Origin of the sequence: Pseudomonas sp. MF6755 (assembly GCF_016405635.1) — a bacterium.
GTDB classification, from domain to species: Bacteria; Pseudomonadota; Gammaproteobacteria; order Pseudomonadales; family Pseudomonadaceae; genus Aquipseudomonas; species Aquipseudomonas haemolytica.
In genome coordinates this window covers 304,246-331,034 of the sequence record NZ_JAEKDA010000007.1, presented here as the reverse complement: position 1 = coordinate 331,034, position 26,789 = coordinate 304,246, and the positions used below count along the sequence as shown (strand labels likewise).

Annotated in this window: 22 protein-coding genes and 1 pseudogene; 11 read left to right on the top strand and 12 right to left on the bottom strand. The window is 61.4% G+C overall.

Annotation, left to right across the window (positions count from 1 at the left end):
• Positions 1 to 73 precede the first annotated feature (73 nt).
• Positions 74 to 673: pseudogene (locus tag JFT66_RS11820) on the bottom strand (TPM domain-containing protein); the annotation flags it as partial.
• A gap of 18 nt (positions 674 to 691) precedes the next feature.
• A complete protein-coding gene (locus JFT66_RS11815) occupies positions 692 to 1,303 on the bottom strand; it encodes a LemA family protein (protein WP_034118558.1) in 612 nt (203 codons plus the stop codon).
• Between the two features lie 238 nt (positions 1,304 to 1,541).
• On the opposite strand from JFT66_RS11815, the gene bglX reads away from it, so the two are divergent.
• The gene (bglX, locus tag JFT66_RS11810) at positions 1,542 to 3,833 is read left to right on the top strand and encodes a beta-glucosidase BglX (protein WP_153870408.1); all 2,292 of its coding nucleotides are present in this window, start codon (positions 1,542 to 1,544) and stop codon (positions 3,831 to 3,833) included.
• A gap of 128 nt (positions 3,834 to 3,961) precedes the next feature.
• On the opposite strand, the gene JFT66_RS11805 is transcribed toward bglX, so the two are convergent.
• The 8 genes from JFT66_RS11805 to JFT66_RS11770 all read right to left on the bottom strand — a co-directional run bounded on the left by JFT66_RS11805 (position 3,962) and on the right by JFT66_RS11770 (position 12,176).
• Positions 3,962 to 5,119 (bottom strand): phospholipase D-like domain-containing protein, encoded by a 1,158-nt coding sequence (locus tag JFT66_RS11805; protein WP_198859304.1) that lies wholly within the window; start codon positions 5,117 to 5,119, stop codon positions 3,962 to 3,964.
• Between the two features lies 1 nt (position 5,120).
• Positions 5,121 to 5,702, bottom strand: a complete 582-nt coding sequence (locus JFT66_RS11800) for a YceI family protein (RefSeq protein ID WP_153837666.1) — start codon at positions 5,700 to 5,702, stop codon at positions 5,121 to 5,123.
• Positions 5,703 to 5,875: 173 nt separating this feature from the next.
• Positions 5,876 to 6,634: a helix-turn-helix domain-containing protein gene (locus JFT66_RS11795; protein ID WP_034118553.1), complete on the bottom strand. Its 759-nt coding sequence runs from the start codon at positions 6,632 to 6,634 to the stop codon at positions 5,876 to 5,878.
• 63 nt (positions 6,635 to 6,697) lie between these two features.
• The gene (locus tag JFT66_RS11790) at positions 6,698 to 8,140 is read right to left on the bottom strand and encodes an amidase (RefSeq protein ID WP_198859303.1); all 1,443 of its coding nucleotides are present in this window, start codon (positions 8,138 to 8,140) and stop codon (positions 6,698 to 6,700) included.
• Positions 8,137 to 9,447 carry a citrate-proton symporter gene (locus tag JFT66_RS11785; RefSeq protein ID WP_198859302.1) on the bottom strand — a complete coding sequence of 437 codons (1,311 nt, stop codon included), beginning with the start codon at positions 9,445 to 9,447 and terminating at the stop codon, positions 8,137 to 8,139. The genes JFT66_RS11790 and JFT66_RS11785 overlap by 4 nt, the downstream gene beginning before the upstream one ends.
• Before the next feature lie 60 nt (positions 9,448 to 9,507).
• The gene (locus JFT66_RS11780) at positions 9,508 to 10,683 is read right to left on the bottom strand and encodes a M20 aminoacylase family protein (protein ID WP_198859301.1); all 1,176 of its coding nucleotides are present in this window, start codon (positions 10,681 to 10,683) and stop codon (positions 9,508 to 9,510) included.
• Positions 10,684 to 10,791: 108 nt separating this feature from the next.
• Positions 10,792 to 11,106 carry a hypothetical protein gene (locus JFT66_RS11775; protein WP_034118549.1) on the bottom strand — a complete coding sequence of 105 codons (315 nt, stop codon included), beginning with the start codon at positions 11,104 to 11,106 and terminating at the stop codon, positions 10,792 to 10,794.
• Complete coding sequence (locus JFT66_RS11770; protein ID WP_198859309.1) at positions 11,103 to 12,176, bottom strand: serine hydrolase domain-containing protein; 1,074 nt, start codon at positions 12,174 to 12,176, stop codon at positions 11,103 to 11,105. The genes JFT66_RS11775 and JFT66_RS11770 overlap by 4 nt, the downstream gene beginning before the upstream one ends.
• Before the next feature lie 185 nt (positions 12,177 to 12,361).
• On the opposite strand from JFT66_RS11770, the gene olsB reads away from it, so the two are divergent.
• On the top strand, positions 12,362 to 13,117 hold the full coding sequence (gene olsB, locus JFT66_RS11765) for an L-ornithine N(alpha)-acyltransferase (protein WP_034118547.1): 756 nt from the start codon (positions 12,362 to 12,364) through the stop codon (positions 13,115 to 13,117).
• Positions 13,117 to 13,908 carry a lysophospholipid acyltransferase family protein gene (locus tag JFT66_RS11760; protein ID WP_034118546.1) on the top strand — a complete coding sequence of 264 codons (792 nt, stop codon included), beginning with the start codon at positions 13,117 to 13,119 and terminating at the stop codon, positions 13,906 to 13,908. The genes olsB and JFT66_RS11760 overlap by 1 nt, the downstream gene beginning before the upstream one ends.
• A gap of 110 nt (positions 13,909 to 14,018) precedes the next feature.
• Here the strand turns inward: JFT66_RS11760 and JFT66_RS11755 are convergent, their stop codons facing one another.
• Positions 14,019 to 14,603 (bottom strand): acyl carrier protein phosphodiesterase, encoded by a 585-nt coding sequence (locus JFT66_RS11755; protein WP_034118545.1) that lies wholly within the window; start codon positions 14,601 to 14,603, stop codon positions 14,019 to 14,021.
• A gap of 154 nt (positions 14,604 to 14,757) precedes the next feature.
• Here JFT66_RS11755 and JFT66_RS11750 point away from each other — a divergent pair, with 154 nt between their 5' ends.
• Genes JFT66_RS11750 through JFT66_RS11740 form a run of 3 tightly spaced genes read left to right on the top strand, consistent with a single transcriptional unit; the run spans position 14,758 to position 17,350 of the window.
• Complete coding sequence (locus tag JFT66_RS11750) at positions 14,758 to 15,084, top strand: ArsR/SmtB family transcription factor (protein ID WP_034118544.1); 327 nt, start codon at positions 14,758 to 14,760, stop codon at positions 15,082 to 15,084.
• A 14-nt stretch (positions 15,085 to 15,098) separates the two neighbouring features.
• On the top strand, positions 15,099 to 16,265 hold the full coding sequence (locus JFT66_RS11745; RefSeq protein ID WP_198859300.1) for an MFS transporter: 1,167 nt from the start codon (positions 15,099 to 15,101) through the stop codon (positions 16,263 to 16,265).
• Between the two features lie 29 nt (positions 16,266 to 16,294).
• Positions 16,295 to 17,350: an alkene reductase gene (locus tag JFT66_RS11740; RefSeq protein ID WP_198859299.1), complete on the top strand. Its 1,056-nt coding sequence runs from the start codon at positions 16,295 to 16,297 to the stop codon at positions 17,348 to 17,350.
• Between the two features lie 241 nt (positions 17,351 to 17,591).
• Here the strand turns inward: JFT66_RS11740 and JFT66_RS11735 are convergent, their stop codons facing one another.
• Positions 17,592 to 18,224 (bottom strand): TetR family transcriptional regulator, encoded by a 633-nt coding sequence (locus tag JFT66_RS11735; protein ID WP_034118541.1) that lies wholly within the window; start codon positions 18,222 to 18,224, stop codon positions 17,592 to 17,594.
• A 265-nt stretch (positions 18,225 to 18,489) separates the two neighbouring features.
• On the opposite strand from JFT66_RS11735, the gene JFT66_RS11730 reads away from it, so the two are divergent.
• From JFT66_RS11730 to JFT66_RS11710, 5 genes are all read left to right on the top strand, one after another.
• A complete protein-coding gene (locus JFT66_RS11730; protein WP_034118540.1) occupies positions 18,490 to 19,638 on the top strand; it encodes an efflux RND transporter periplasmic adaptor subunit in 1,149 nt (382 codons plus the stop codon).
• Positions 19,639 to 19,641: 3 nt separating this feature from the next.
• Positions 19,642 to 22,803 carry an efflux RND transporter permease subunit gene (locus JFT66_RS11725; RefSeq protein ID WP_034118539.1) on the top strand — a complete coding sequence of 1,054 codons (3,162 nt, stop codon included), beginning with the start codon at positions 19,642 to 19,644 and terminating at the stop codon, positions 22,801 to 22,803.
• The gene (gene adeC, locus JFT66_RS11720; RefSeq protein ID WP_034118538.1) at positions 22,800 to 24,257 is read left to right on the top strand and encodes an AdeC/AdeK/OprM family multidrug efflux complex outer membrane factor; all 1,458 of its coding nucleotides are present in this window, start codon (positions 22,800 to 22,802) and stop codon (positions 24,255 to 24,257) included. Before JFT66_RS11725 ends, adeC begins: the two co-directional genes overlap by 4 nt.
• 183 nt (positions 24,258 to 24,440) lie before the next feature.
• Positions 24,441 to 25,691, top strand: a complete 1,251-nt coding sequence (locus tag JFT66_RS11715) for an OprD family porin (protein WP_034118537.1) — start codon at positions 24,441 to 24,443, stop codon at positions 25,689 to 25,691.
• Between the two features lie 82 nt (positions 25,692 to 25,773).
• A complete protein-coding gene (locus tag JFT66_RS11710; protein ID WP_198859298.1) occupies positions 25,774 to 26,673 on the top strand; it encodes a polysaccharide deacetylase family protein in 900 nt (299 codons plus the stop codon).
• Positions 26,674 to 26,789: the final 116 nt, after the last annotated feature.

Sequence of the window (26,789 nt, the reverse complement as noted above, 5' to 3'; positions counted from 1 at the left end):
TTGTTGAATGATAGTGCGTCAACAGCGATCTACAGAGAGTAGTTCGGCGGCAGCGTTAGAGGTGAATAAGAGAGAGGCCCAGGCGATTACACAGCCACAACACGCCGATCAGCAGGATAAACAGGCCGATGGAGAACCCGGGATTATCCTTGGCAAAATTCGCATCCGCCACATGGGCAGGCACTGCCAAGGGTTCGCCGCCAACCACCTGCAGCATCGCGGCCACGCCGTCGCTGATGCCCTGGCTGAAGTTACCGGCCTTGAACTTGGGCAGGATCACCTGGTTGATGATCACCCAGGATTGCGCATCCGTCAGCACGCCTTCCAGGCCATAACCGACTTCGATACGCACTTTACGGTCATCACGGGCGACGAGCAGCAGCGCGCCGTTGTCCTTGCCCTTCTGGCCAATGCCCCACTGGCGGCCCAATTGATAACCGAAGTCTTCTATGGGCACGCCCTGCAGGTCGGGCACGGTGACCACCACGATCTGGTCGCCCGAGGTTTGCTCCAGCGCCTGCAACTGCTGGGTCAGTTGCTCGCGTACCGCCGGGTCGAGCATCTGCGCGCTGTCCACCACGCGCCCACTCAGCGCCGGGAAGGTCAGCGCTGCCTGGGCCACGCCCACGCAGGCCAACAGCCACAGCGCCAGGCTTATCCGTAATAAACGCATCGACACCTCAGTGCAGCCTTATTTGAACTTCACTTGCGGCGCTTTATCGGCGTCGGCACTGGTGGCTTCAAACGTGGCGCGGATCGGCAAGTCGCTGTACATCACGGTGTGCCACAGGCGGCCAGGGAAGGTGCGAATTTCGGTGTTGTAGGCTTGCACAGCCTGGATGAAATCACGACGGGCCACGGCGATGCGGTTCTCGGTGCCTTCAAGTTGGGACTGCAAGGCCAGGAAGTTCTGGTTGGCCTTGAGGTCCGGATAGCGCTCGGATACCACCATCAAACGGCTGAGTGCGCCGCTAAGGCCATCCTGGGCCTGCTGGAACTGCTTGAGTTTTTCGGGGTTGTCGAGGGTGCTGGCATCCACCTGGATCGAGGTGGCTTTGGCCCGCGCTTCAATCACGGCGGTCAGGGTGTCTTGCTCATGGGCAGCGTAGCCCTTGACGACTTCCACCAGGTTGGGGATCAGGTCGGCACGGCGTTGGTACTGGTTCTGCACCTGGCCCCAGGCCGCCTTGGCCTGTTCATCCAGGGTCGGGATGTTGTTGATGCCGCAACCGCTCAGCACTGTGCTGATCAGTAGCAAAGCCGCAGCCTTGAAGCCCCAGCGGTAATGTTGTGCTGCTTGCATGGTGTTTCTCCTGCCCAATCTTGATGGAAGTTGACGACTAACCCTATAAACGACGCGCTTGGGGCATAATCCGCCACCACTGGCATGCATCGAGCCAATCAGCTACAAAGATGCCCAGCGCGAAAAAGAGTTCAGAGTGTGCTGCATTTATCTGAACAACACCCGAACAACAATAGACGCTCCCCACATTTTGGCCGATCAGCGTTATCGCTGTGCAGTGAGCCGAAAAAGGATATTCATGAAGAAGCTGTGTTTGCTCGGCCTTGTTGCCACTCTGGCCAGTCACCCCGTATGGGCAGAAACAAAGCCTGCTGCGCTTAAAGACAAGGACGCCTTCGTCAGCGACCTGCTCAAGCAAATGACCCTGGACGAGAAAATCGGCCAATTGCGCCTGATCAGCATCGGCCCGGAAATGCCCCGGGAGCTGATCCGCAAGGAAATCGCCGCCGGCCGCATCGGTGGCACGTTCAACTCCATCACCCGCCCGGAAAACCGCCCGATGCAGGACGCGGCCATGCGCAGCCGCTTGAAGATCCCGATGTTCTTCGCCTATGACGTGATCCACGGCCACCGCACGATTTTCCCGATCAGCCTGGCCCTGGCTTCCAGCTGGGACATGGACGCCATCGGCCGCTCCGGGCGCATCGCCGCCCAGGAAGCCGCCGCCGACAGCCTCGACATCACCTTTGCGCCGATGGTCGATATCTCGCGTGACCCACGCTGGGGCCGCACCTCCGAAGGCTTCGGTGAAGACACGTATTTGGTCTCGCGGATTGCCGAAGTCATGGTCAAGGCGTTCCAGGGCGCAAGCCCCGCGAATGCCGACAGCCTCATGGCCAGCGTCAAGCACTTCGCCCTGTATGGCGCGGTGGAAGGCGGGCGCGACTACAACGTGGTCGACATGAGCCCGGTCAAGATGTACCAGGATTACCTGCCGCCTTACCACGCAGCCATCAAGGCCGGCTCCGGCGGCGTGATGGTGGCGTTGAACTCGATCAACGGCGTGCCTGCCACCGCCAACACCTGGCTGATGAACGACCTGCTGCGCAGAGACTGGGGCTTCAAGGGCCTGACCGTCAGCGACCACGGTGCGATCTTCGAATTGATCAAGCACGGCGTGGCCAAGGACGGGCGTGAAGCCGCCAAGCTGGCAATCAAGGCCGGCATCGACATGAGCATGAACGACTCGCTGTACGGCAAGGAATTGCCTGGGCTGCTCAAGTCCGGCGAGATCGAGCAGAGCGACATCGACAACGCCGTGCGCGAAGTGCTCGGTGCCAAGTACGACATGGGCCTGTTCAAGGACCCGTACCTGCGCATCGGCAAGGCCGAGGATGACCCGGCCGATCCCTACGCCGACAGCCGCCTGCACCGCGCCGAAGCCCGCGACATTGCACGGCGCAGCCTGGTACTGCTGAAGAACCAGAATGAAACGCTGCCGCTGAAAAAATCCGCGACCATCGCCCTGGTCGGCCCACTGGCCAAGGCGCCGATCGACATGATGGGCAGTTGGGCCGCTGCCGGCAGACCTGCGCAATCGGTGACCCTGCTCGACGGCATGAACGCTGTCATCGGCGAAAAAGGCCAAGTGATCTATGCCCGCGGCGCCAACATCACCAGCGACAAGGCGGTGCTCGACTACCTTAACTTCCTCAACTTCGATGCCCCGGAAGTAGTAGATGACCCGCGCCCTGCCCAAGTGCTAATCGACGAAGCAGTGAAAGCGGCGAAGAACGCCGACGTCATCGTCGCAGCGGTGGGCGAGTCGCGTGGTATGTCCCACGAATCATCGAGCCGCACCGACCTGAACATCCCGCAAAGCCAGCGCGACCTGATCAAGGCCCTTAAAGCTACCGGCAAACCGTTGGTCTTGGTGCTGATGAACGGCCGTCCGCTGTCGATCCTCGAGGAAAACCAACAAGCCGACGCGATCCTGGAAACCTGGTTCGCCGGCACCGAAGGCGGCAACGCCATCGCCGACGTGCTGTTCGGCGACTACAACCCGTCGGGCAAGCTGCCAATCACCTTCCCGCGTTCGGTGGGGCAGATTCCGACCTACTACAACCACCTGACCATTGGCCGGCCGTTCACCCCGGGCAAGCCTGGCAACTACACCTCGCAGTACTTCGATGACACCACCGGCCCGCTGTTTCCCTTTGGTTATGGCCTGAGCTACACCCACTTCAGCCTGTCGGACATGGCGCTGTCGTCCACCACCTTGAACAAGACCGGCAAGCTCGACGCCAGTGTCACCGTCAAGAACACCGGCAAGGTCGATGGCGAAACCGTGGTGCAGTTGTATATCCAGGACGTGGCCGGTTCGATGATCCGCCCGATCAAGGAGCTGAAGAACTTCCAGAAGATCATGCTCAAGGCCGGCGAAGAGCGCACGCTGCACTTCACCATCACCGAGGACGACTTGAAGTTCTACAACGCCCAGCTCAAGTTCGCGGCGGAACCGGGTGAGTTCAATGTGCAGATCGGGCTGGATTCCCAGGATGTGCAGCAACAGACCTTTGAGCTGCTCTAAACCTCGAATGCAGTAAAAAATGTGGGAGGGGGCTTGCTCCCGATACGGTGTGTCAGTTAACCGATTCATTGACTGACCCGCTGCTATCGGGAGCAAGCCCCCTCCCACATTTGATTGAGGTGATGCGACTAGCCGCGTCGGTCCAGCAAATTGACCACCAACCGATCAATCCACCCCCACATCCGCTGCTTGACCCGCCTCCACAACGGCCGCGCCTTCCATGCCTCCAGGCTCACCACCTGGCTCTGGGCAAAGTCTGCTTCGAAACTGCCCACCACCGCCGCCGTCAATCCCGGGTCCAACGCTTCGAGGTTGGCTTCCAGGTTGAAGCGCAAATTCCAGTGGTCGAAATTGCACGAGCCAATGCTCACCCAATCGTCCACCAGCACCATCTTCAGGTGCAGGAAGCACGGCTGGTATTCAAAGATCTGCACACCTGCACGTAGCAGGCGCGGGTAATAACGATGGCCGGCGTAACGTACGGATGGGTGATCGGTGCGTGGGCCGGTGAGCAGCAAGCGCACATCTACACCCCGCCCTGCCGCCCGGCGCAAGGCACGGCGCACGCTCCAGGTCGGCAGGAAGTACGGCGTTGCCAACCAGATACGCGTCTTGCTGCTGTTCAAGGCGCGGATCAGCGATTGCAGGATATCTCGATGCTGACGGGCGTCGGCATACGCCACGCGGCCGAGCCCAGGCCCGGTGGCTGGCACCTTGGGCAAGCGTGGTAACCCGAAATGGGTCGCCGGTTTCCATTCACGGCGCGCCACGTTGGCGTGCCATTGCCGATCGAACAGGGCCTGCCAGTCGAGTACCAGCGGGCCGCTGATCTGCACCATCACTTCATGCCATTCGGCGCTGTCTTGCCCCGGCGTCCAGAACTCATCGGTGACGCCCGTACCGCCAACCACGGCGATGCGCTGGTCGATCAGCAGCAGCTTGCGGTGATCGCGGTAGAGGTTGCGCATCCAACGCCGCCAGTTCAGGCGATTGTAGAAGCGCAGCTCCACACCGGCATCGGTCAAGCGCTTGCGCAGCCCGAGGGTAAACGCCAGGCTGCCGTAGTCATCGAACAGGCAGCGCACCTGCACGCCACGCTCAGCGGCCAGCACCAGCGCCTGCACCATGGCGTCGGCACAGGCACCGGCTTCGACCAGATACAGTTCAAGATCAACCTGCTGCTCGGCCCGGGCAATGCCCACCAGCATCTGCGGGAAGAAACTCGGCCCGTCGATCAACAATTCGAACTGATTGGCGCTGCGCCACGGGAACACTGCGCCGCTCATGTCAGCGCGCCGTGAAGATCAGTACCGCACCCACCGGCACCGACAGGCTGATCGACTTCAGCCCAGCCGCCTTACGCAACGCCGCCACACCGGGCGCCAGGTCGAAATCCTCGGCATGCAGCACCACCGGCTCAAGGGTCACCACTTGGAAGCGTCGTTCATCCAGGCGTGTGGCGAGCAACTCGGCGCTGTAGGTCTGGGTCTTGCCGTGCAGCGTGACGTTCAATGGCAAGCGCAATTCCAGCTGCGCGCCGGACGCCAGGTCATTGATCGGTTGCAGATTGATCTGCGCGCTGATCAGCGCTTCAGGGAAGGTCTTGATCTGGAACAGGTCATTGCGCATGCGCTCGTCGCGCAGGGGGATGCCGCTGTTGATCGACTCCATCTCCACTTGCAACTGCGCCGCGCCTTTAGCGTCGACCTTGCCATGCAACACCAGGAAGCGATGCACCTCGGCAATCTCGGTGTTTTTGGTGGTGACGAAAGACAGGCGCGAGGATTCGTTATCCAGGTACCAGTCGGCGTGGGCAGGCACGGTGGCACAGGTCAGCAGCGCGAAGACCAGAGGTTTGACATTGAACATAAAGACTCTAGGGCAAAAAACCTGGATGAACCTTAAGCGCAATCTCACGAATGGCGCAAATCCAATGTGGGAGGGGGCTTGCTCCCGATGGCAGTGGATCAGCAACACATCCAGTGACTGACACTCTGCTATCGGGAGCAAGCCCCCTCCCACATTGGTCCTGTGGTGACTGTCTAGGCCAATGCCTGCTGCACTTCGCGCACCGCTTGCTCCAGGCTGGCCATGTGCAGGTTCAGCACCCGTTCCACCGGCGCCTGATGCATCGGCCAGTGCAGGGCCATGCTCCCCACCAATCGGCCATTGGTACGCACCGGCAGCGCCACCGCACGGATCAGGAACGGCAGGCGCACCGGGTATTCCCAGTAACCTTCGGTGCGCTGGCCGAAGCCTTGGTGCTGGGTTTGTTCGCAGGCACGGTATTGCTCGTCCGCCGCCACCTGATCGCGGCCCGCCAGGCGTTGCACTTCCTCAAGGGGCAATTGCGTCAGGCACGCCTTGCCCATCGCCGAATGAAACAGGCTGGCATACTGGCCGACGATCTGGCAGTTGTTCGGGTACAGCTTGCGCAGCACACCGGGAATCGCACTCTCCATGACTTCCAGGCGCTCGCCATCGAAACAGGACAAGTCCACCACCAAGCCGGTGCGTTCACTGAGCTCCAATAACCAGGGTGCCGCGCTTTCCACCACCTGGCGCTTGAAGCGTTGCTGGGTATCGCCGAACAAACGCCGGGCGCGCAGGCGGTAACGCCGATCGCTCAGGCCACGATAGACCCAGCCCTGTTCCTGCAAGGTCAGCAACATGCGTGACACCGTGGCCTTGGGCAGCCGCGTGAGGTAGTGCAGCTCTTCCAGCCCCAGGGCCTGGTGCTCGCCCAGCAACTCGACGATTGCCAGTGCGCGTTCAACCGAGCGTACGGTGCCTGTGTCCATGTTCGATCTCCCTGTTGCCGGTGGATGATCATTCTCACAGCAAGATACAGGCCCGGTCGCGGCTCAGACGATCGCTTCAAGGCACGCCGGCGGCCGGCGTTGCACCCATTGGGTCAGTTGTTCATGGGCATAGGCCAATTGCAGCACGGCTCGGTCCGCCTGGGCCGGGCCGATGATCTGCAGGCCCATGGGCAGGCCCTGGGGGTTGAAGCCGATCGGGATGTTCATGCTCGGCAAACCGGCCAGGGTCGGGCCGATCACCACTTCCATCCAGCGGTGATAGGTATCCATTTCGCGCCCAGCCACGTGGCGCGGCCACGCCTGCTGTGCATCAAAAGGGAACACTTGGGCGGTGGGCAGCAGCAGGAAATCGTAACGCTCGAACAAGTTGGCCAAGGCGCGGTACCACTCGCTGCGATCCATCGACGCCTGGTACACCTGCTGCGCACTCAAGCCCTGGCCGCCCTGCACTTCCCATTGCGCTTCGGGTTTGAGCAGTGCGCGTTTTTGCGGGTTGGCGTAGGCCGCGCCAAGGTTGCCATGCACCAGCCAATGGCGGTGTACCAGCCAGCAGCGCCACAGACGCGCCAGGGAAAAATTTGGCTGGCAGCGTTGCACGTCGCAGCCCAGCGTGGCGAAGTCACCGAGGGCCGCTTCGCACAGGCTCATCACGCCGTCCTGCATCGGCAGGTAACCGTTGTAGTCACCCAGCCACCCGAGGCGTGCGCCGTTGAAGTCACGCTGCAACGGCTGGCCCAGCACGGCGGGATCGTCCCGGGATGACAGTGGCACCCGTGGGTCGTAACCGGCCTGGATGCCCAGCAGCCGCGCCACATCCGTAACGCTACGGCCCATCGGGCCTTCGGTGCCCAACTGTTGGACGAACAGCTCCGGCATCGGCCCGTGGGGCACACGCCCTTGAGACGGGCGCAAGCCGAACACATTGTTGAACGCCGCCGGGTTGCGCAGCGAGCCCATCATATCGCTGCCATCGGCCACCGGCAGCATACGCAGCGCCAGGGCCACCGCCGCCCCACCACTGCTGCCGCCGGCCGCAAGGCGTGGGTCATAGGCATTGCCGGTGGTGCCGAACAACGTGTTGTAGGTATGGGAGCCCAGGCCGAACTCCGGCACGTTGGTCTTGCCGATGATGATCGCGCCATTGGCCCGCACCCGCGCCACGCTGATGGCGTCTTCGCTCGGTACATGCTCGGAGAACAGCGGTGAGCCCAAGGTGGTGCGCAAGCCTTGGGTCGCCGCCAGGTCCTTGATGGCCTGGGGCATGCCGTGCATCCAGCCACGCGACTTACCCTGATCCAGCTCACGATCACAGGCCCTCGCCTCAGCCAGCACGGCATCGCTGTCGCGCAACGACACCAGTGCATTCACGCTCGGGTTGAAACGCTGGATCTGTGCCAGGTATGCCTGCATCACCTCTTCGCACGACACCTGCCGCCCGTGGATCGCCCGCGACAGTTCAGTGGCATCCCAATCGACAATACTCAAGGCTTCACCTCACTTGAAAACGGTAGCGTTTTCTTCGCCCGTGGTGCCTCCTGCATGCAGTAAGTGCCCAGCAGCGTCAGCACGCAAGCGAACAACACATAGAACGACGGCGCCACCGGCGTGCCCAGCACTTTGCTCAGCCAGGTCACGATCAACGGCGCAAAACCACCGAACACCATCACCGCCACGTTATAGGCCACCGACACGCCGGTGGAACGCACCTCGATGGGAAACTGCTCGGCCAAGGCGGTCGGCGCCGGCCCGAAGAACCCGCCAATGGCGGTGCACAGCATCACCTGCATCACCAGCAAGCGTTCGATGGACGGCGCCGCAGCCACCCACACATACAACGGGTAGACCATCACGAAGAACGCCAGGGTGAACGCCATCAACACCGGTCGCCGCCCCAGGCGATCCGAGAGCAGGCCCGACAACGGAATCACCACGGTCATCAACGCTACCGCAAACATCTGCACCATCAGCACCTGGTCCAACGGCAGGCCGAGGTTCTTGTGGGCGAAGGTCGGCATGTTCACTAGCACCACATAGAACGACACCGTCGCCCCGCAGGCCAGGCCCATGGACACCAGGATGCTACGGCGATGGTCACGCAACACATCCATCAAGCTGGGTGCCGGGCCGGTCGCGTTTTTACGCGCCTCGATAAACTCTTCCGGGTCTTCCATGTGCCGACGAATCCACAACCCCACCGGGCCGATCAGCAAGCCCAGCACAAACGGTAAACGCCAGCCCCACAGGTCGAGGGTCTCGGGAGAAAAGAAGTGCGTGACCAACGCCACCATCGCCGCCCCGCCAAACACCGCCAGGCATTGCCCCACCAACTGCCATGACCCGTACAGGCCCTTGCGATGGGCCGGTGCGCTCTCCACCAGAAACGCCGTGGCACTCGCGTATTCCCCGCCGGTAGCAAAGCCTTGGAGCATCCGCGCCACCACGATCAACAACGGCGCGCCCATGCCGATGGCGGCATAGTTCGGCGCGAAGGCGATCAGCGCGATGGATACGGTCATCAGCCGGATAATCAACTGCATCGCCGTCTTGCGGCCTTTGCGGTCGGCATAAATGCCCAACAGGATTCCACCTACCGGGCGCATGAAAAAGCCCACGCCAAAAGTGGCCAACGCCATCAGCAGCGAGGCGTATTCATCCTCAGAGGGGAAGAATTGCCGGGCGATGATGCTCGCCAGAAAGCCGTAGACGATAAAGTCATACCACTCCAGCGCATTGCCGATCACGGCCGCTACCACTTGGCGGGTGCGGGAGACGCCAGGTTTTGAAGTCTGCATGAGGAACACTCCATTCAACCGATAAGGGAAAGGGTCCAGCGGCAGAAAAAAGTGCGCTCGTCAGGCAGGCTTGAGCCAGCTCTCGGCCAGCGCGCCCCAATAGGCGGCGCCGGTCAGCAGGATGTCGTCGTTGAAGTCATAGGCGGGGTTGTGCACCATCGGCCGCGACACACCGTTGCCGATAAACAGGTAACTGCCGGGGCAGCGTTGCAGCATCCAGGCGAAGTCTTCACTGCCCATCAGCGTGCGGGTGTTGCCGTCCACTGCCTCGGCGCCGAGCAAGGCCACGCCGACCTGACGGGCAAACTCGGTTTCTTCGGCGTGATTAACCAGCACCGGGTAGGCCGGGCGGTGTTCGATCTGCACCGTGCAGCCGAAACTAGCGGCCTGGGTCTGGATGATCGCGTTGACCCGTTCCAGCATCTGCTCGCGCACCTTGGGGTTCAGTGCGCGCAGGCTCAGGCGCAACAGGGCTTGCTGAGGAATCACATTGGCGGCCTGCCCTGCTTGCAGCGCGCCGACCGTGACCACGGCGGCTTCCTGGGTGTCGATGTTGCGCGACACTACCGTCTGCAAGGCCATGACCATACTCGCCGCCGCAACCAACGGATCAACCGTGAGATGCGGCATGGACCCATGGCCGCCGACGCCTTCCAGCGTCACGGTGAGCAAGTCCTGCGAAGCCATCATCGGGCCGACCCGCAAGCCCAAATGCCCCGCCGGCAAGCCCGGCATATTGTGCATGCCGAACAGCGCATCACAGGGGAAACGCTCCAGCAGACCGTCCGCCAGCATCGCCTCGGCGCCGCCCTGGCCCTCTTCGGCGGGTTGGAAAATCAGTTTCAAGGTGCCGTCGAATTGCCGGGTCGCCGCCAGATAACGCGCCGCGCCGAGCAACATGGTGGTATGGCCGTCATGCCCGCAGGCGTGCATGCAACCGGCGTGCTGGCTGGTGTAGGAAGCACCGGTGTTTTCGATGATGGGCAAGGCGTCCATGTCGGCGCGAATACCCAGGGTGCGCGAGCTGCTGCCGTTGCGCAGCACGCCGACCACCCCGGTTTTGCCGATGCCGGTGTGCACCTCATAACCCCACTCCCTCAGGGATTGCGCGACCAGCGCAGAGGTTCGGTTCTCTTCAAAGCCGAGTTCAGGATGGGCGTGAATATCGTGACGCACAGCGTGCAAGTCGCTGGCGACGTCGCTGAGCCAATCCAGGATGTGCTGGTGTGGGCGCATGGTGATTCTCCTCACAGGCGGGTGTTCCCGTTCTTGTTGGCGACACATCGACAGCTAAGCGCGATGTGGGCGTGAGGACAATCAAAGGTGGTTCCACTGGGTGGAACCTCAGGGCGATAGACGACAGCCCTGCCGTTCACCCAACCACCTTGCCGTGTGCGTACGCCCCAACCCACTCGCCGTCACTTCACTGCGTTCCGGCTTGTCGATAAACGCACTGGTCGGCACGTACTGCTTCACATACCCACGGCAATACTCCGCCGGATTGTTCTCCACATACCGGCACGAGCAGTACTCCTTGGCTGTGTACGCCGCGATGATGTCGGGGAAGGCTTGCAGGTTGACGCGCTCATGCCACACCCAGCCCAGCAGGGCGAGCACCAGCAGCAGAAACAGACTGGTAAACGGTCGACGGCGAATCATGGCTGCACCGCCGCCAGCACGCGCTTGAGCAGTTCGTTATGGCGGTAGCTGCCGTCGCGGTCATCGCCGTAGCGCACGATTACCAGGTGTTCATCGGGCATCACAAACAGCGCCTGGCCCCAGTGCCCGAGAGCGGCGAAGGTGTCGGCAGGGGCATCGGGCCAAGGTCTGGACGCGCCCGTATTGAGCCACCATTGGCCGCCGGGCACGGCTTCGTCCTGGCCGGCTTTGTATGGGTCGAACGGCTGGCGATTGAAGGCCACCCACTCTTCAGGCAGCAACTGTTGTTCACCCCAACGCCCATTCCGCGCCATCAGCAGGCCGACACGCGCCAAATCCCGGGCGGTGAGGTAGGCGTAGGATGAGGCGACGAAAGTCTCATCGGCATCGGTTTCCCAGGTCGCATTGCGAATACCCAGCGGCTTGAACAGCGCATCCCACGGGTAAGTCATATAAGCCTTGTGCCCGAGCATGCCTTTGAGGGCAGCGGACAAGATGTTGCTGTCACCGCTGGAATAACGGAACGCCTGGCCAGGTACGGCGACGGCTTGGCTGTCGGCGGCATACTCGCCCATATCGCCCCGGCCTCGGGTGTAGAGCATCGCCACCACCGAGGATTTCAACGGCGCGTATTCATAGTCTTCCTGCCAGTCCAGGCCCGAGGCCCAGTGCAGGAGGTCGGCCATGGTCACCTTGGGGTGCTGTTTCATCGGCGGATAAAAACGTGCGGCGGGGTCAGTCAATTTGAAGCGGTTTTCGCCGTAGGCCACACCGAGCACCGTGGCCATCAGGCTTTTGCTCACCGACCAGGTCAAGTGCGGCGTGCTGGCGGTGGTGGGCGCGGCGTAGCGTTCGTAGATGATTTCACCGTCACGAATAACCAGCAGCGCGTCGGTGCGAATGCCATTGCGGGTAGTGTCGTCGCGGGGCGGGAAGGCGTAAGCATCCAGGGCATCGACAGCGGGACCGACGAGTGGCGTGCCCAAGGCCCAATCCTTTTCGGGCCAGATTTCAGCGCGGGCGGTAACGGTGATGAACAACAAGGCAACGCACAACAAGCCACGGACCATGGACGCAAACTCAAGGGGAGCATTCAAGCCCGCGAGCCTAGCGCAGGCCAATGACAGATTTGCTACATAGGGGCTGTCATCCAACCGTCACCGTAACTTCATGGAGATGACACCGAGGCTACATAGCCTGACTTTGGACAACAAAGTCGACTGGCCGAAACGTGGCCGGCACTCGGAGACTCGCCATGACTCAGATCGCCCGCATCAGCGACACCGGCAATGAACGCCGCCTGCAAGCCGAACGCCTGGTTGGCGCCAAGGCGTTGCAGGAAGCCCAGGCCCTGCGGTTCAACGTGTTCAGCGGCGAGTTCAACGCCAAGCTGAAAGGCGCGGAACTGGGTCTGGACATGGATGACTATGATGTTCACTGCAGCCACATCGGCGTGCGGGATTTGAACAGCGGTCGACTCGTCGCCACCACCCGTTTGCTCGACCATCAGGCCGCCAGCACCTTGGGCCGGTTCTACAGCGAAGAAGAATTCAGCCTGCATGGCTTGCTGCACCTGCAGGGCCCGATCCTGGAAATCGGCCGCACCTGCGTCGACCCGGCCTACCGTAATGGCGGCACCATCGCGGTGTTGTGGGGCGAGTTGGCCGAGGTACTCAACCAGGGCGGCTACAGCTACCTGATGGGTTGCGCGAGCATCCCGATGCACGACGGCGGCATCCAGGCCCACGCAATCATGCAACGCCTGCGCGAGCGTTACCTGTGCAACGAACACCTGCGCGCCGAACCGAAAAAACCGCTGCCGGCCCTGGACTTGCCATCCAACGTCATCGCGGAAATGCCGCCACTGCTCAAGGCCTATATGCGCCTGGGCGCGAAGATCTGCGGCGAGCCGTGCTGGGATGAAGATTTCCAGGTGGCCGACGTGTTCATCCTGCTCAAGCGCGATGAGCTGTGCCCGCGTTACGCGCGTCACTTCAAGGCGGCCATGTGATGAACCGCCTGCGCGTGTATGGGCGCATCGCCCGAGTACTGCTGGTGGTCGCGCTGGGGTTGAGCATGGCCAGTGTGTTCGGCCTGTTCGAACGTCTGGGCGTGGCTAACTCGATGGTGCGCCGCCAGCGTTGGTCGCGGTTCTTTATGGCGCGATTGACCAATGCCCTGCCCTTTCGCGTAACGGTGCACGGTGAGGTGCCGCAAACGCCGATGTTGTGGGTGAGCAATCACGTGTCCTGGACGGATATCCCGCTGCTGGGCATGGTCACGCCAATGTCGTTTTTGTCCAAGGCCGAAGTGCGTACCTGGCCGGTGGCTGGCTGGTTGGCGGCCAAGGCCGGTAGCCTGTTTATCCGTCGCGGCTCGGGTGACAGCCAGTTGATCCGCAAGCAGATGACCCGCCATCTGGAACAACGGCACCCACTGCTGATGTTCCCCGAAGGCACCACCACTGACGGGCGCAGCCTGCGTACGTTCCACGGGCGTCTGCTGGCCAGTGCGATTGATGCGCAGGTGTCGCTGCAACCGGTGGCGATCCGTTATCTGCGCGATGGGCAGGTGGACTCACTGGCACCGTTTATTGGCGACGACGATTTGCTCTCGCACCTGATGCGCCTGTTTTCCAATGACCAGAGCGATGTGGAAATTTACGTGCTCAAGCCGATTGCCTGCGCCGGGCGGGAGCGTGCGGCGTTGGCATTCCAGGCGCAGCAGGCGGTGCAGAAGGCGTTGTTCGGGCCGTTGGCGGAGACGGAACAAGTGCATGCTCGACCGGCTTTTGCAGCCTGAGATGTGAACACCGTTCAAATGTGGGAGGGGGCTTGCTCCCGATAGCAGTGGATCAGCCAGCATCAGCGGTGGCTGACACACCGCAATCGGGAGCAAGCCCCCTCCCACATTTAGCTTTGTGTTTTCAGGTGGTTATGCGCGAAGGCTTGCAGTTCAGGGTAGAAGATCCGGAAGTCTTCACTCAGCGGCTCATACAACACCCGCAACTCCTGCATCGCCTGCCCCAACTCCTGAGGCTGCGTCAGCCGCCGCGAAATCCCGCGCAACACCTGATCCATCACCGCGAACTCGCGGTAAGAGCCCAGCCAATCATCCGCTGCCATATACGGCGCAATCTGCGCCAGGCGGCCCGGCAGCGTGGGTTCGGCCGCCAGCACGCGGTACACCTGGGAGGTGAATTGCTCCAAGGGCTGGTCGGCATACAGCGCCCAATCCCGCGCCAGGCAGTGGTCAAAGAATACGTCGAGGACGATCCCGGCATAGCGCCTGCGGGTCAGGCTGAAGCGCGACAACGCCGCGCCGACCAACGGGTGGCTGTCGGTAAAGCGGTCGATGGAGCGATGCAACTGGATCGCCGCTTCGATTTGCGGGCTGAACTGGCCCTGCAGGCGGCCTTTGACGAAATCGCCATACAGGCTGCCCAGCAGTTGCGCAGGAAGTTGGCCGCCCAGGTGCAGATGTGCGAGATAATTCATGGCGCGCAGTCTAACACTGCCATCAACGTATCGTTATAACCCGATATACCTAATCGGCTTGAGCTAAGACCAAAATCATATTGGTGTATCGAAATATAACGATTTAAAGTTCGCCTCATCGCGATATAACGTTTTACGACACCGAGCAACTGCCATGTCCATTGACCTCGACGAAATAATAAAAGCCCTGGCGCACCCAGTACGACGAGACATCCTCACCTGGCTGAAAGACCCGAAGGTGCAATTCCCCGAGCAACTGCACAACCACGAATACGGCATCTGCGCCGGGCAGATCGACCAGCGCTGCGGCTTGTCCCAGTCGACCGTGTCGGCCCACCTGGCCACCTTGCAACGCGCCGGGTTGATCAGCAGCCAGAAGGCCGGGCAATGGCACTTTTTCAAGCGCAACGAGGAAGTGATCCAAGCCTTTCTCACAGCGCTCACCACTGAACTCAGCGCCGATATGAGCGCACCGCTGTAATAAAGGAAACGTAAATGCCCCTTTCGCTACTCATACTGGCCCTGAGCGCCTTCGCCATCGGCACCACCGAGTTCGTCATCATGGGCTTGTTGCCCGATGTGGCCGCGGACCTGGGCGTGTCGATTCCCGGCGCCGGCTGGCTGGTTACCGGCTACGCCCTGGGCGTGGCCATCGGCGCGCCGTTCATGGCACTGGCCACCGCCAAGCTGCCACGCAAGGCCGCCCTGGTAGCGTTGATGGGCATCTTTATTGTCGGCAACCTGCTCTGTGCCCTGGCCAGTGACTACAACGTGCTGATGTTTGCGCGAGTCGTCACTGCGCTGTGCCACGGTGCATTCTTTGGGATTGGTTCAGTGGTAGCGGCCAACCTGGTACCGGCCAACAAGCGCGCTTCGGCCGTGGCCTTGATGTTCACCGGCCTGACCCTGGCCAACGTACTTGGCGTGCCGCTGGGTACCGCACTGGGCCAGGAAGCTGGCTGGCGCTCGACCTTCTGGGCGGTGACCGTGATCGGCGTGATCGCCTTGATCGGCCTGATCCGCTTCCTGCCGGCCAAGCGTGACGAAGAAAAACTCGACATGCGTGCCGAACTGGCAGCCCTCAAGGGTGCCGGCATCTGGTTGTCGCTGAGCATGACGGCGTTGTTCGCCGCCTCCATGTTCACTCTCTTTACCTACGTCGCACCGTTGCTCGGCGATGTCACCGGCGTGTCGCCCAAGGGCGTGACCTGGACCCTACTGCTGATCGGCCTGGGCCTGACCGTGGGCAACATCATCGGCGGCAAGCTGGCGGACAAGCGCCTGGCGGCCACCCTGATCGGCGTGTTCATCAGCATGGCGGTGGTCTCCACCGTCCTGTCCTGGACCAGCGTCGCGCTGATCCCGACGCAAATTACCCTGTTCCTGTGGGCCACCGCGTCGTTTGCTGCCGTACCGGCGCTGCAGATCAACGTGGTGACCTTCGGCAAGGCCGCGCCAAACCTGGTGTCCACCCTGAACATCGGCGCCTTCAATATCGGCAACGCCCTCGGCGCCTGGGTTGGCGGCAGTGTGATTGCCCACGGTTTCGGCCTGACCAGCGTGCCATTGGCCGCGGCGGCCCTGGCGATCCTGGCCCTACTGGTGACCCTGATTACTTTCCGTCAGAGCGGCAATGCCGACCTGGCCCCTGTGACCAATTGATCAACTTCAAAGACAAAGGTGTTTTCCCCATGACGACTATTTTCGATCCGATCAAACTGGGCGACCTGGAACTGTCGAACCGCATCATCATGGCGCCGCTGACCCGCTGCCGCGCGGATGCCGGTCGTGTGCCCAATGCGCTGATGGCCGAGTACTACGTGCAACGCGCCTCCGCCGGGCTGATCCTCAGCGAAGCCACTTCCGTGACGCCTATGGGCGTTGGCTACCCGGACACCCCGGGTATCTGGTCCAACGACCAGGTGCGCGGCTGGGCCAACATCACCAAGGCCGTGCATGGCGCGGGCGGCAAGATTTTCCTGCAACTGTGGCACGTCGGCCGGATCTCCCACGAATCCTACCTGGACGGCGAAACCCCAGTGGCACCCAGCGCCATCCAGGCCAAAGGCCACGTCAGCCTGGTGCGCCCACTGGCCGACTACCCTACCCCGCGCGCCCTGGAAACCGCTGAAATCGCCGACATCGTCGACGCTTACCGCGTAGGTGCGGAAAACGCCAAGGCCGCAGGCTTTGACGGTGTGGAAATCCACGGCGCCAACGGCTACCTGCTCGACCAGTTCCTGCAAAGCAGCACCAACCAGCGCACCGACAACTACGGCGGTTCCCTGGAGAACCGTGCCCGCCTGCTGCTGGAGGTGACCGACGCTGCGATTGAAGTCTGGGGTGCCGGCCGGGTAGGCGTGCACCTGGCACCGCGTGCCGACGCCCACGACATGGGCGACGCCAACCTGGCCGAAACCTTCACCTACGTTGCCAGTGAACTGGGCAAGCGCGGCATCGCCTTCATCTGCTCCCGTGAAAAAGAAGGCGCGGATAGCCTCGGCCCACAACTGAAAAAAGCCTTCGGCGGCCCGTACATCGCCAACGAACGCTTCACCAAAGACAGCGCCAACGCTTGGCTGGCGGCGGGTAAGGCGGATGCGGTGGCCTTCGGCATACCCTTCATTGCCAACCCGGACCTGCCGGCGCGCTTGAAAGCTGATGCACCGCTGAACGAGCCGCACCCGGAGACCTTCTACGGTAAAGGCCCGGTGGGTTATATCGATTACCCGACGCTGGTGATCTAACGCGATCCGCAAAACAATGCGGGAGGGGGGCAAGCCCCCTCCCGCATTTTTGTCTGTGTATAGGCCCTTGGAAACATTGCTTCACAGAACCGCAACAATATCGCTACAAAATACTTAGCCAACTACCTATCAACCGCAGGCCAGCCCGTATATAAAGTCACCCCGCCAATCAGGCAAAGGGACGATTGGCTGTCTCTGGTCTTTACTATTGACACAACTGGACGCAATTACGCATTTTGTCTCAATTGCGCAGGCTGGGGCTCAGGCGCAGCATGTCCAGCCCTATATCAGCCCAGCGCTCGGCGTCCTGATGCAGTTGAAAACTGTCAGGCACCAGCAGCCACTGGCCGATCAAACCGTGGATAAAGGCATGGATACATACGGCCCCGCGGGTGGTATCGAGCGTTTCTGGAAGTTGCCCGCGATGGACCGCGTTACGCAACGTCAAGCCGATGCGCAGGTTGCATTCAAGACTGTGGGTCTGGCGTTGGCGGCGCATGTCACACATTTCATCGGTGAACTCGCACTTATGAAACAGAATCTCGTTGATGCGCCGGGTTTTCGGGTCCAGGGCCACTTCATGGTAGAGATGAATCAGCAATTTGCGCATACAGCCCAGCGGGTCGACCTCATCCTCGCTTTCACTCGCCCGGGCCAGTTCGTCCAGCGGCTCGTGCAACGTGTCGAGCAGCGCCTGGAGCAAGTCGGCCTTATTGCTGAAATGCCAGTAGATAGCCCCGCGTGTCACGCCGGCCAGCGCGGCGATGTCCGCCAGGGTGGTCCGCGCGACACCGCGATCATAGAAAGCCTGCTCGGCGGCTTGCAGAATCTGGCTGCGCGTTTCCTGAGCTTCCTCTTTGGTGCGACGAACCATGGCAGTAAAACCTCAATCGGGACACTGTGGATGGTACTTGACCATCATCTGAATAATTGTGGGACGACGCCGTCATGGGCGCCGAACGTACTAGAATCGAGGCTTACGGTGCTGCTTTGTCAATATTCCACGCAGCCTGTCAAGAGTTTACAAACAACCATGAACGTAAGTATATTGCGTAGCAAGCTACTTATCCACTCACCGCTTGTTTTTTACCCTTCCACACTTCTTGTGCGCACTCTGCGCGCCTGACCCGAGGATCTTCATGCAACTTAAGCCAGCTGTTACCGCTCTGGTCACTGCCGTCGCCCTGGCATCGCTGCTCAGCGGATGTAAAAAGGAAGAAGCGGCACCGCCCGCTCAAACCCCTCAGGTCGGCGTGGTCACCATTCAACCGCAAGCCTTCACCCTGACCACCGAGCTGCCAGGCCGCACCACGGCCTACCGCATCGCGGAAGTCCGGCCTCAGGTCAACGGCATCATTCTCAAGCGCCTGTTCAAGGAAGGTGCGGACGTGAAGGAAGGGCAACAGCTCTACCAGATCGACCCGTCGGTGTATGACGCCACCCTGAAAAGCGCCCAAGCCAGCCTGACCCAGACCAAGTCCATCAGCGACCGCTACAAGCAATTGGTCGATGAGCAAGCCGTCAGCCGTCAGGAATACGACACTGCCGTCGCCAACCGCATGACCGCCGAAGCAAACGTTCAAACCGCCCAGATCAACGTGCGCTATACCAAAGTGTTCGCGCCGATCTCCGGGCGCATTGGCCGCTCTTCGGTGACCGAAGGCGCACTGGTCAGCAATGGCCAGGCCGATGCCATGGCCGTGATCCAGCAACTGGACCCGATCTACGTTGACGTCACGCAGTCCTCGGCGGAAATGCTGAAACTGCGCCGCGACCTTGCAAGTGGCCAACTGGAGAAAGCCGGCGAAAACGCTGCCAAGGTCAAGCTGACCCTGGAAGACGGCACGCCCTACGCCCAGGACGGCAAGCTTGAGTTCTCGGAAGTGTCGGTCGACCAGACTACCGGTTCCGTGACCCTGCGCGCCGTGTTCCCGAACCCTGACCACACCCTGCTGCCCGGGATGTTCGTGCACGCCCAGCTGCAAGCCGGCGTGAACAGCAAGGCCATTCTCGCGCCGCAACAAGGCGTGACCCGTGACCTCAAGGGCATCCCGACGGCGTTGATCGTGAACAAGGACAACAAGGTCGAGCAACGCGTCCTGGTTGCCAACCGTACTTCCGGCGCCTACTGGCTGGTGGAAAAAGGCCTGGACGCCGGTGACCGTGTGATCACCGAGGGCCTGCAATTCATCAAGCCGGGCATCGAAGTCAAGGTCAAGGACGCTGACAACGCTAAACCCGCCGGTACTGCTGCAGCGCCTGCTGCCGCTGCTGGTCAAGGGGAGTAATCCATGTCGAAATTTTTTATCGACCGTCCCATTTTCGCCTGGGTAATTGCCCTGGTGATCATGCTGGTCGGGGCACTGTCGATCCTGAAGTTGCCCATCAACCAATACCCGGCCATTGCGCCAACGGCCATTGATATCCAGGTAACCTACCCAGGCGCGTCTGCACAAACCGTGCAGGACACCGTGGTGCAGGTCATCGAGCAACAGCTCAACGGTATCGACAACCTGCGTTATGTCGCCTCGGACAGTAACTCCGACGGCAGCATGACCATCACCGCGACGTTCAACCAGGGTACCAACCCGGATATCGCCCAGGTCCAGGTGCAGAACAAGCTGAACCTGGCCACCCCGCTGCTGCCGCAAGAAGTGCAGCAACAGGGTATCCGCGTGACCAAGTCGGTGAAGAACTTCCTGATGGTGATCGGTCTGGTGTCGGAAGACGGCAGCATGACCAAGGACGACCTGTCCAACTACATCGTGTCCAACATCCAGGACCCGATTTCCCGTACCGCGGGTGTAGGTGACTTCCAGGTCTTCGGTTCGCAGTACGCCATGCGTATCTGGCTCGACCCGGCCAAGCTGAACAACTACCAGCTCACGCCAGTGGATGTCAGCAACGCAATCAAGGCGCAGAACGTGCAAGTGGCCACCGGTCAACTGGGCGGTTTGCCTGCCCTGCCCGGCACCCAACTGAACGCCACCATCATCGGTAAGACGCGTCTGCAAAGCGCTGACGAATTCGCCAAGATCCTGATGAAGGTAAACACTGACGGCTCGCAGGTTCGCCTGGGTGACGTCGCGCGTATCGAGCTGGGCGGCCAGAACTACAGCATCAGTGCACAGTTCAACGGTAAGCCGGCATCCGGTATGGCCATCAAGCTGGCGGCGGGTGCCAACGCACTGGACACCGGCAAGGCCATCCGCGAAACAGTGAAGTCCCTGGAGCCGTTCTTCCCGCCTGGCATGAAGGCGGTAGTACCGTATGACACCACCCCGGTCGTGACCGAATCGATCTCCGGTGTAGTTGACACCCTGGTCGAAGCGATCGTGCTGGTGTTCCTGGTGATGTTCCTGTTCCTGCAGAACTTCCGCGCCACCATCATCACCACCATGACCGTACCGGTGGTATTGCTGGGTACCTTCGGGATCCTGGCCGCGTGCGGCTTCACCATCAACACCCTGACCATGTTCGGCATGATCCTGGCCATCGGCTTGCTGGTGGACGATGCCATCGTCGTGGTGGAAAACGTCGAACGGGTAATGGCCGAGGAACACCTGTCGCCCAAAGAAGCGACGATCAAGTCCATGGGCCAGATCCAGGGCGCCCTGGTAGGTATCGCCCTGGTACTCTCGGCGGTACTGCTGCCGATGGCGTTCTTCGGGGGCTCCACCGGTGTGATCTACCGCCAGTTCTCCATCACCATTGTTTCGGCGATGGCATTGTCGGTACTGGTTGCCCTGATCTTCACCCCGGCCTTGTGCGCCACCATGCTCAAGCCGATTGATCCAGAAAAACATGGCCAGCCCAAGCGCGGCTTCTTCGGCTGGTTCAACCGTACCTTCGACAGCGGCGTACTCAAGTACGAGCGCGGCGTGGGTGCCATGATCAAGCACAAGATTCCAGCGTTCCTGGTGTATGTGCTGATCCTGGCCGGCATGATCTGGATGTTCACCCGTATTCCAAGCGCGTTCCTGCCTGAGGAAGACCAGGGTGTGATCTTCGCCCAGGTGCAGACACCGGTTGGTTCTTCGGCTGAACGTACGCAAACCGTGATCGACGACATGCGCGCCTACCTGCTCAATGACAAGGAAGGCGAGCCGGGGGAAGGCAAGGCTGTGAAGTCGGTGTTTACCGTAAACGGCTTCAACTTCGCTGGTCGTGGCCAGAGCTCGGGCCTCGCGTTCGTGATGCTCAAGCCGTGGGACGAGCGTGATGCGTCGATGTCGGTATTCGAAGTGGCCAAGCGTGCCCAGGGTTACTTCTTCGGGGCCTTCAAGGACGCCATGGTATTCGCCATCGTGCCGCCTTCGGTTCTGGAGTTGGGTAACGCCACCGGTTTCGACGTGTTCCTGCAAGACCAGGGTGGCGTCGGCCACGACAAGCTGATGGCTGCACGTAACCAGTTCCTCGGTGCGGCGGCGCAAAGCAAGGTGCTGGCGGGCGTACGTCCTAACGGCGTGAACGATGAGCCGCAGTACGAGCTGACCGTCGACGACGAGAAAGCCAGTGCCCAGGGCATCAGCCTCGCGGATATCCAGCAGACCCTGGCCATCGCCTTGGGCGGTAGCTACATCAACGACTTCATCGACCGTGGTCGTGTGAAGAAGGTGTATGTGCAAGGTGACGCTGCCAGCCGGATGTCTCCGGAAGACCTGGACAAATGGTACGTGCGCAGCAACTCCGGGAAGATGGTGCCACTGTCGGCCATCTCGTCGGGCCAGTGGATCTTCGGCTCGCCCAAGCTCTCGCGATACAACGGTGTAGCGGCGATGGAAATCCTCGGTACTCCGGCACCGGGCTACAGTACCGGTGACGCGATGGCGGAAGTCGAGCGCATTGCCAAAGAGCTGCCGGCCGGCATCGGCTACTCCTGGACCGGCCTGTCGTATGAAGAGCGCTTGTCCGGCTCCCAGGCGCCTGCGCTGTACGCCCTGTCGCTGCTGGTGGTGTTCCTCTGCCTGGCGGCCTTGTACGAAAGCTGGTCGATCCCGATCGCGGTGATTCTGGTAGTGCCACTGGGTGTGATCGGTGCGCTGATCGCCACCAGCCTGCGCGGCCTGTCCAACGACGTGTTCTTCCAGGTGGGCTTGCTGGTGACGGTGGGCCTGGCGGCGAAAAACGCCATCCTGATCGTGGAATTCGCCAAAGAGCTGCACGAGCAAGGCAAAGGCATTGTCGAGGCGGCTATCGAAGCGTCGCGGATGCGTCTGCGCCCGATCATCATGACGTCCATGGCGTTCGTGCTCGGCGTACTGCCGCTGGCGATTTCCAGTGGCGCAGGCTCGGGTAGCCAGCATGCCATCGGTACCGGCGTAATCGGCGGTATGATCACGGCCACTGTGCTGGCGATCTTCTGGGTGCCACTGTTCTATGCAACCGTGTCCTCGGCCGGCGAACGTAAAAAGAAAGACACTACTGAAACTCCTAAAGAGGCTGGCCAATGAGCAAGTCGCTACTTTCCCTAGCCGTCACGGCATTCGTGCTCAGTGGCTGCTCGCTGATACCTGACTACCAGCGCCCCGAAGCGCCGGTAGCGGCCCAGTTCCCGCAGGGGCCGGCGTACTCGTCGGCCCAGGCGCCGGGCCAGGCCGCTGCCGAGCAGGGCTGGAAGCAGTTTTTCCATGACCCTGCCCTGCAACAGCTGATCCAGACCGCACTGGTGAACAACCGTGACCTGCGTGTCGCGGCGCTGAACATCGACGCGTATGCGGCGCAGTACCAGATCCAGCGTGCCGACCTGTTCCCGGCCGTGTCGGCCACTGGCAGCGGCAGCCGCCAGCGTACCCCGGCCAAACTGTCGCAGACCGGCGAATCGGGCATCACCAGCCAATACTCGGCCGGCCTCGGGATCAGCTCTTACGAGTTGGACCTGTTCGGTCGCGTCCGTAGCCTGAGCGAAGAGGCGCTGCAAAAGTACTTCGCGACTGAAGAAGCGCGCCGCAGCACCCAAATCAGCCTGGTGGCCAGCGTGGCGAATGCCTACCTGACCTGGCAGGCCGACAAGGAGCTGCTCAAGCTGACCCAGGACACCCTCGGTGCTTTCGAGCAGAGCTTCAAGCTCACCTCGCGCAGCAACGAAGTCGGCGTGGCCTCGGCCCTCGACCTCAGCCAGGCACGCACCTCGGTGGAAAACGCCCGGGTTCAACTGGCCCGGTATACCCGCCAGGTGGCCCAGGACGAAAACAACCTGACCCTGCTGCTGGGCACCGGCCTGCCGGCAAATATCGCCAGCAAGCCACTGTCGGATGACCTGCTCAGCGAAGTGCCTGCCGGGTTGCCGTCGGACCTGCTGCAACGTCGTCCCGACATTGTGCAGGCCGAGTACAACCTCAAGGCGGCCAACGCCAATATCGGCGCGGCCCGTGCGGCGTTCTTCCCGAGTATCAGCCTGACCGCCAGCGCCGGTACCGCCAGCCCTACCCTGGGCGGCCTGTTCAAAGGCGGTTCGGGCACCTGGGCGTTTGCCCCGCAGATCAACATCCCGATCTTCAACGCCGGTAGCCTGCGCGCAAGCCTGGACTACTCGAAGATCCAGAAAGAGATCAACGTGGCCAACTACGAGAAAGCGATCCAGACCGGCTTCCAGGAAGTCTCCGACGGCCTTGCCGCACGTGAGACCTACAAGCAGCAACTGGACGCCCAACGTGGCTTCGTCGCCGCCAACCAGGATTACTACCGCCTGGCCGAGCGTCGCTACCGCATTGGTGTCGACAGCAACCTGACGTTCCTCGACGCCCAACGCCAACTGTTCAGTGCCCAGCAATCGCTGATCACCGACCGCCTGGCGCAGCTCAACAGCGAGGTCAACCTGTACAAGGCCCTCGGTGGTGGTTGGAACGAGCAAACGGCGAAGAATGAACCGCTGAAAGAAGAAGCACCGCCCTTGAAGTTGTTCTGATAGCGCGGGTATGAAAAAACCGCTTCCCTCACCGGAAGCGGTTTTTTTATGCCTTGATTTTTATCCCGCCAACTTGCGTTCGATCATCGCCCACAACCCACCCTGCCCTGATTGAATCGCCCCCGTACCACCGCGCACCATGGCGCCCACCTGAATAAACCCAATAACAACAGGTCCAACGCCATGAGCACTTTCCAACCGCGCCAGCTGTGGCTGGCTACCGTTGTCGCCAGTCTTGCCCTTCCCGCTATCGCCGAAGAACACGGCTTTCTCGAGGACGCCAGCGCCAACCTCAACCTGCGCAATTTCTTCTTCAACCGCAATTACACCAACCCGACCAAAACCCAGGGCGGTGCGCAGGAGTGGACGCAGAGTTTCATCCTCGACGCCAAGTCCGGTTTCACTCAAGGCACCGTAGGTTTCGGTGTGGATGTGCTGGGCTTGTACTCGCTCAAGCTTGATGGCGGGCGTGGCACCGGTGGCACCCAGTTGCTGCCGCTGGACCATGATGGCCGGCCAGCGGATGAATTCGGGCGCCTGGGCGTGGCGTTCAAGGCGCGGCTTTCCAAGACTGAACTGAAGGTAGGCGAATGGATGCCGGTGCTGCCGATCCTGCGCTCGGACGACGGCCGCTCACTGCCGCAAACCCTGCGCGGCGGGCAGATCACTTCGAAGGAAATCGACGGCCTGACCCTGTATGGCGGCCAGTTCCGCGCCAACAGCCCGCGTGACGACAGCAGCATGAGCGACATGTCGATGTTCGGTAAAACTGCGTTTACCTCCGACCGCTTCAACTTCCAGGGCGCCGAATACGCGTTCAATGACAAGCGCACCCAGGTCGGCGCGTGGAATGCCCAGCTCAAGGACATTTATAGCCAGCAGTTCATCAACCTGATCCACAGCCAACCCGTCGGCGACTGGACCCTGGGCGCCAACCTCGGGTTTTTCTACGGCAAGGACGACGGTAGCGCCCGCGCAGGCAGCCTCGACAACAAAACCTGGTCCGGCCTGTTCTCCGCCAGGTACGGCGGCAACACCTTCTATGTCGGCCTGCAAAAACTCACCGGCAACAGCGCCTGGATGCGCGTCAACGGCACCAGCGGCGGCACCTTGGCCAACGACAGCTACAACTCGAGTTACGACAACGCCGAGGAAAAATCCTGGCAGGTGCGCCACGACTATAACTTCGCCGCCCTCGGCATACCGGGCCTGACCTTGATGAACCGCTACATCAGCGGCAGCAACGTACACACCGGCGCTATCACGGACGGCAAGGAGTGGGGGCGTGAAAGTGAAGTGGGCTATACGGTGCAGAGCGGCACACTGAAGAACTTCAACGTGCGCTGGCGCAATTCCAGCATGCGCCGGGACTACAGCAACAATGAGTTCGATGAAAACCGGTTGATCGTCAGCTATCCGATAAGTCTACTGTGAACCGGCGCCAGACTTACGGTATGGTGCGCGCCTGCCGCTGCTGACCCACCCAGCAGCGGCCTTTATCGAGCTCGCGTCCCCCATGAAATCCCTTGCCGCAGCCACCGCATTGTTCGCCCTGGCGCTGAGCCTGAGCGGCTGCATCGGCGCGCCCATTACCCTGACGCCAACGACCCAGGAGCGCTTGCAGGCCCAGGCACCGATCCGCTTCCTGCTGACCTTCGATGACGGCCCCAGTGCCTCGGGCTACAACAATCCGAGCCGGTCGGTGGTGGCTGATCTGGCACATAACCCGGTATTACCGGGCATCAAGGCAGTGTTCTTCCTGCAGACCGAAGCCTACCGCTCCGGCGGCAGTTCCCGGGGGCGCAAGACCATGGAACGTGAATTCGCCGCCGGCCACCTCCTGGCGTTCCACACCGCCACGACATTTCACACCAACCACCGTTGGTTGAATGACGCAGAGCTGGAGCGCACCCTCAACGTCGGCGCTGCGGCTATCGCCAGCATCACCGGTACGCCCCCTGTATTGGTACGCCCGCCCTTCTGGAACTACGACAAGCGCACCTTCGCCGCCTACCAGCGGCACGGCATGCAGGTACTGCTGACGGACCTGAGTGCCAACGACGGCAAGATCTGGGGCTTCAATGGCAGCCCGCGTCGGCGGGCCAACTTGTATCGGCAACTGTCAGTTGTACGCGAACGTATCGCCTTGGGAGAGTTGCCTAGCGTGGAGGGCGTGATACCGGTGGTGGTGACCTTCCACGATATCAACCGCTACACAGCCCGACACATGCAGGAGTACTTGCAAATCCTGATGGACAGTGCGCGAATCAATGGTTTGACGACCGCCGCCGAGCCGTTCTACACCGACACTGTCCAGCTTCAACAAGCGGCGCTAGGACGTGCAGTGAAGGTCGTAAGCGAGCCAGTGCATCTGCCAGGCGTATGGAATTGGATATGGGATACAGATTCACACTGATCTCTGCAACCTGTGGAGATCAGACGTTTGGGAGGGGCTCGCCCTCGAAGGCTGTGTGTCAGTCAGAAGATGTACTCGCTGAACCATCGCAATCGGGGGCAAGCCCCCTCCCACAT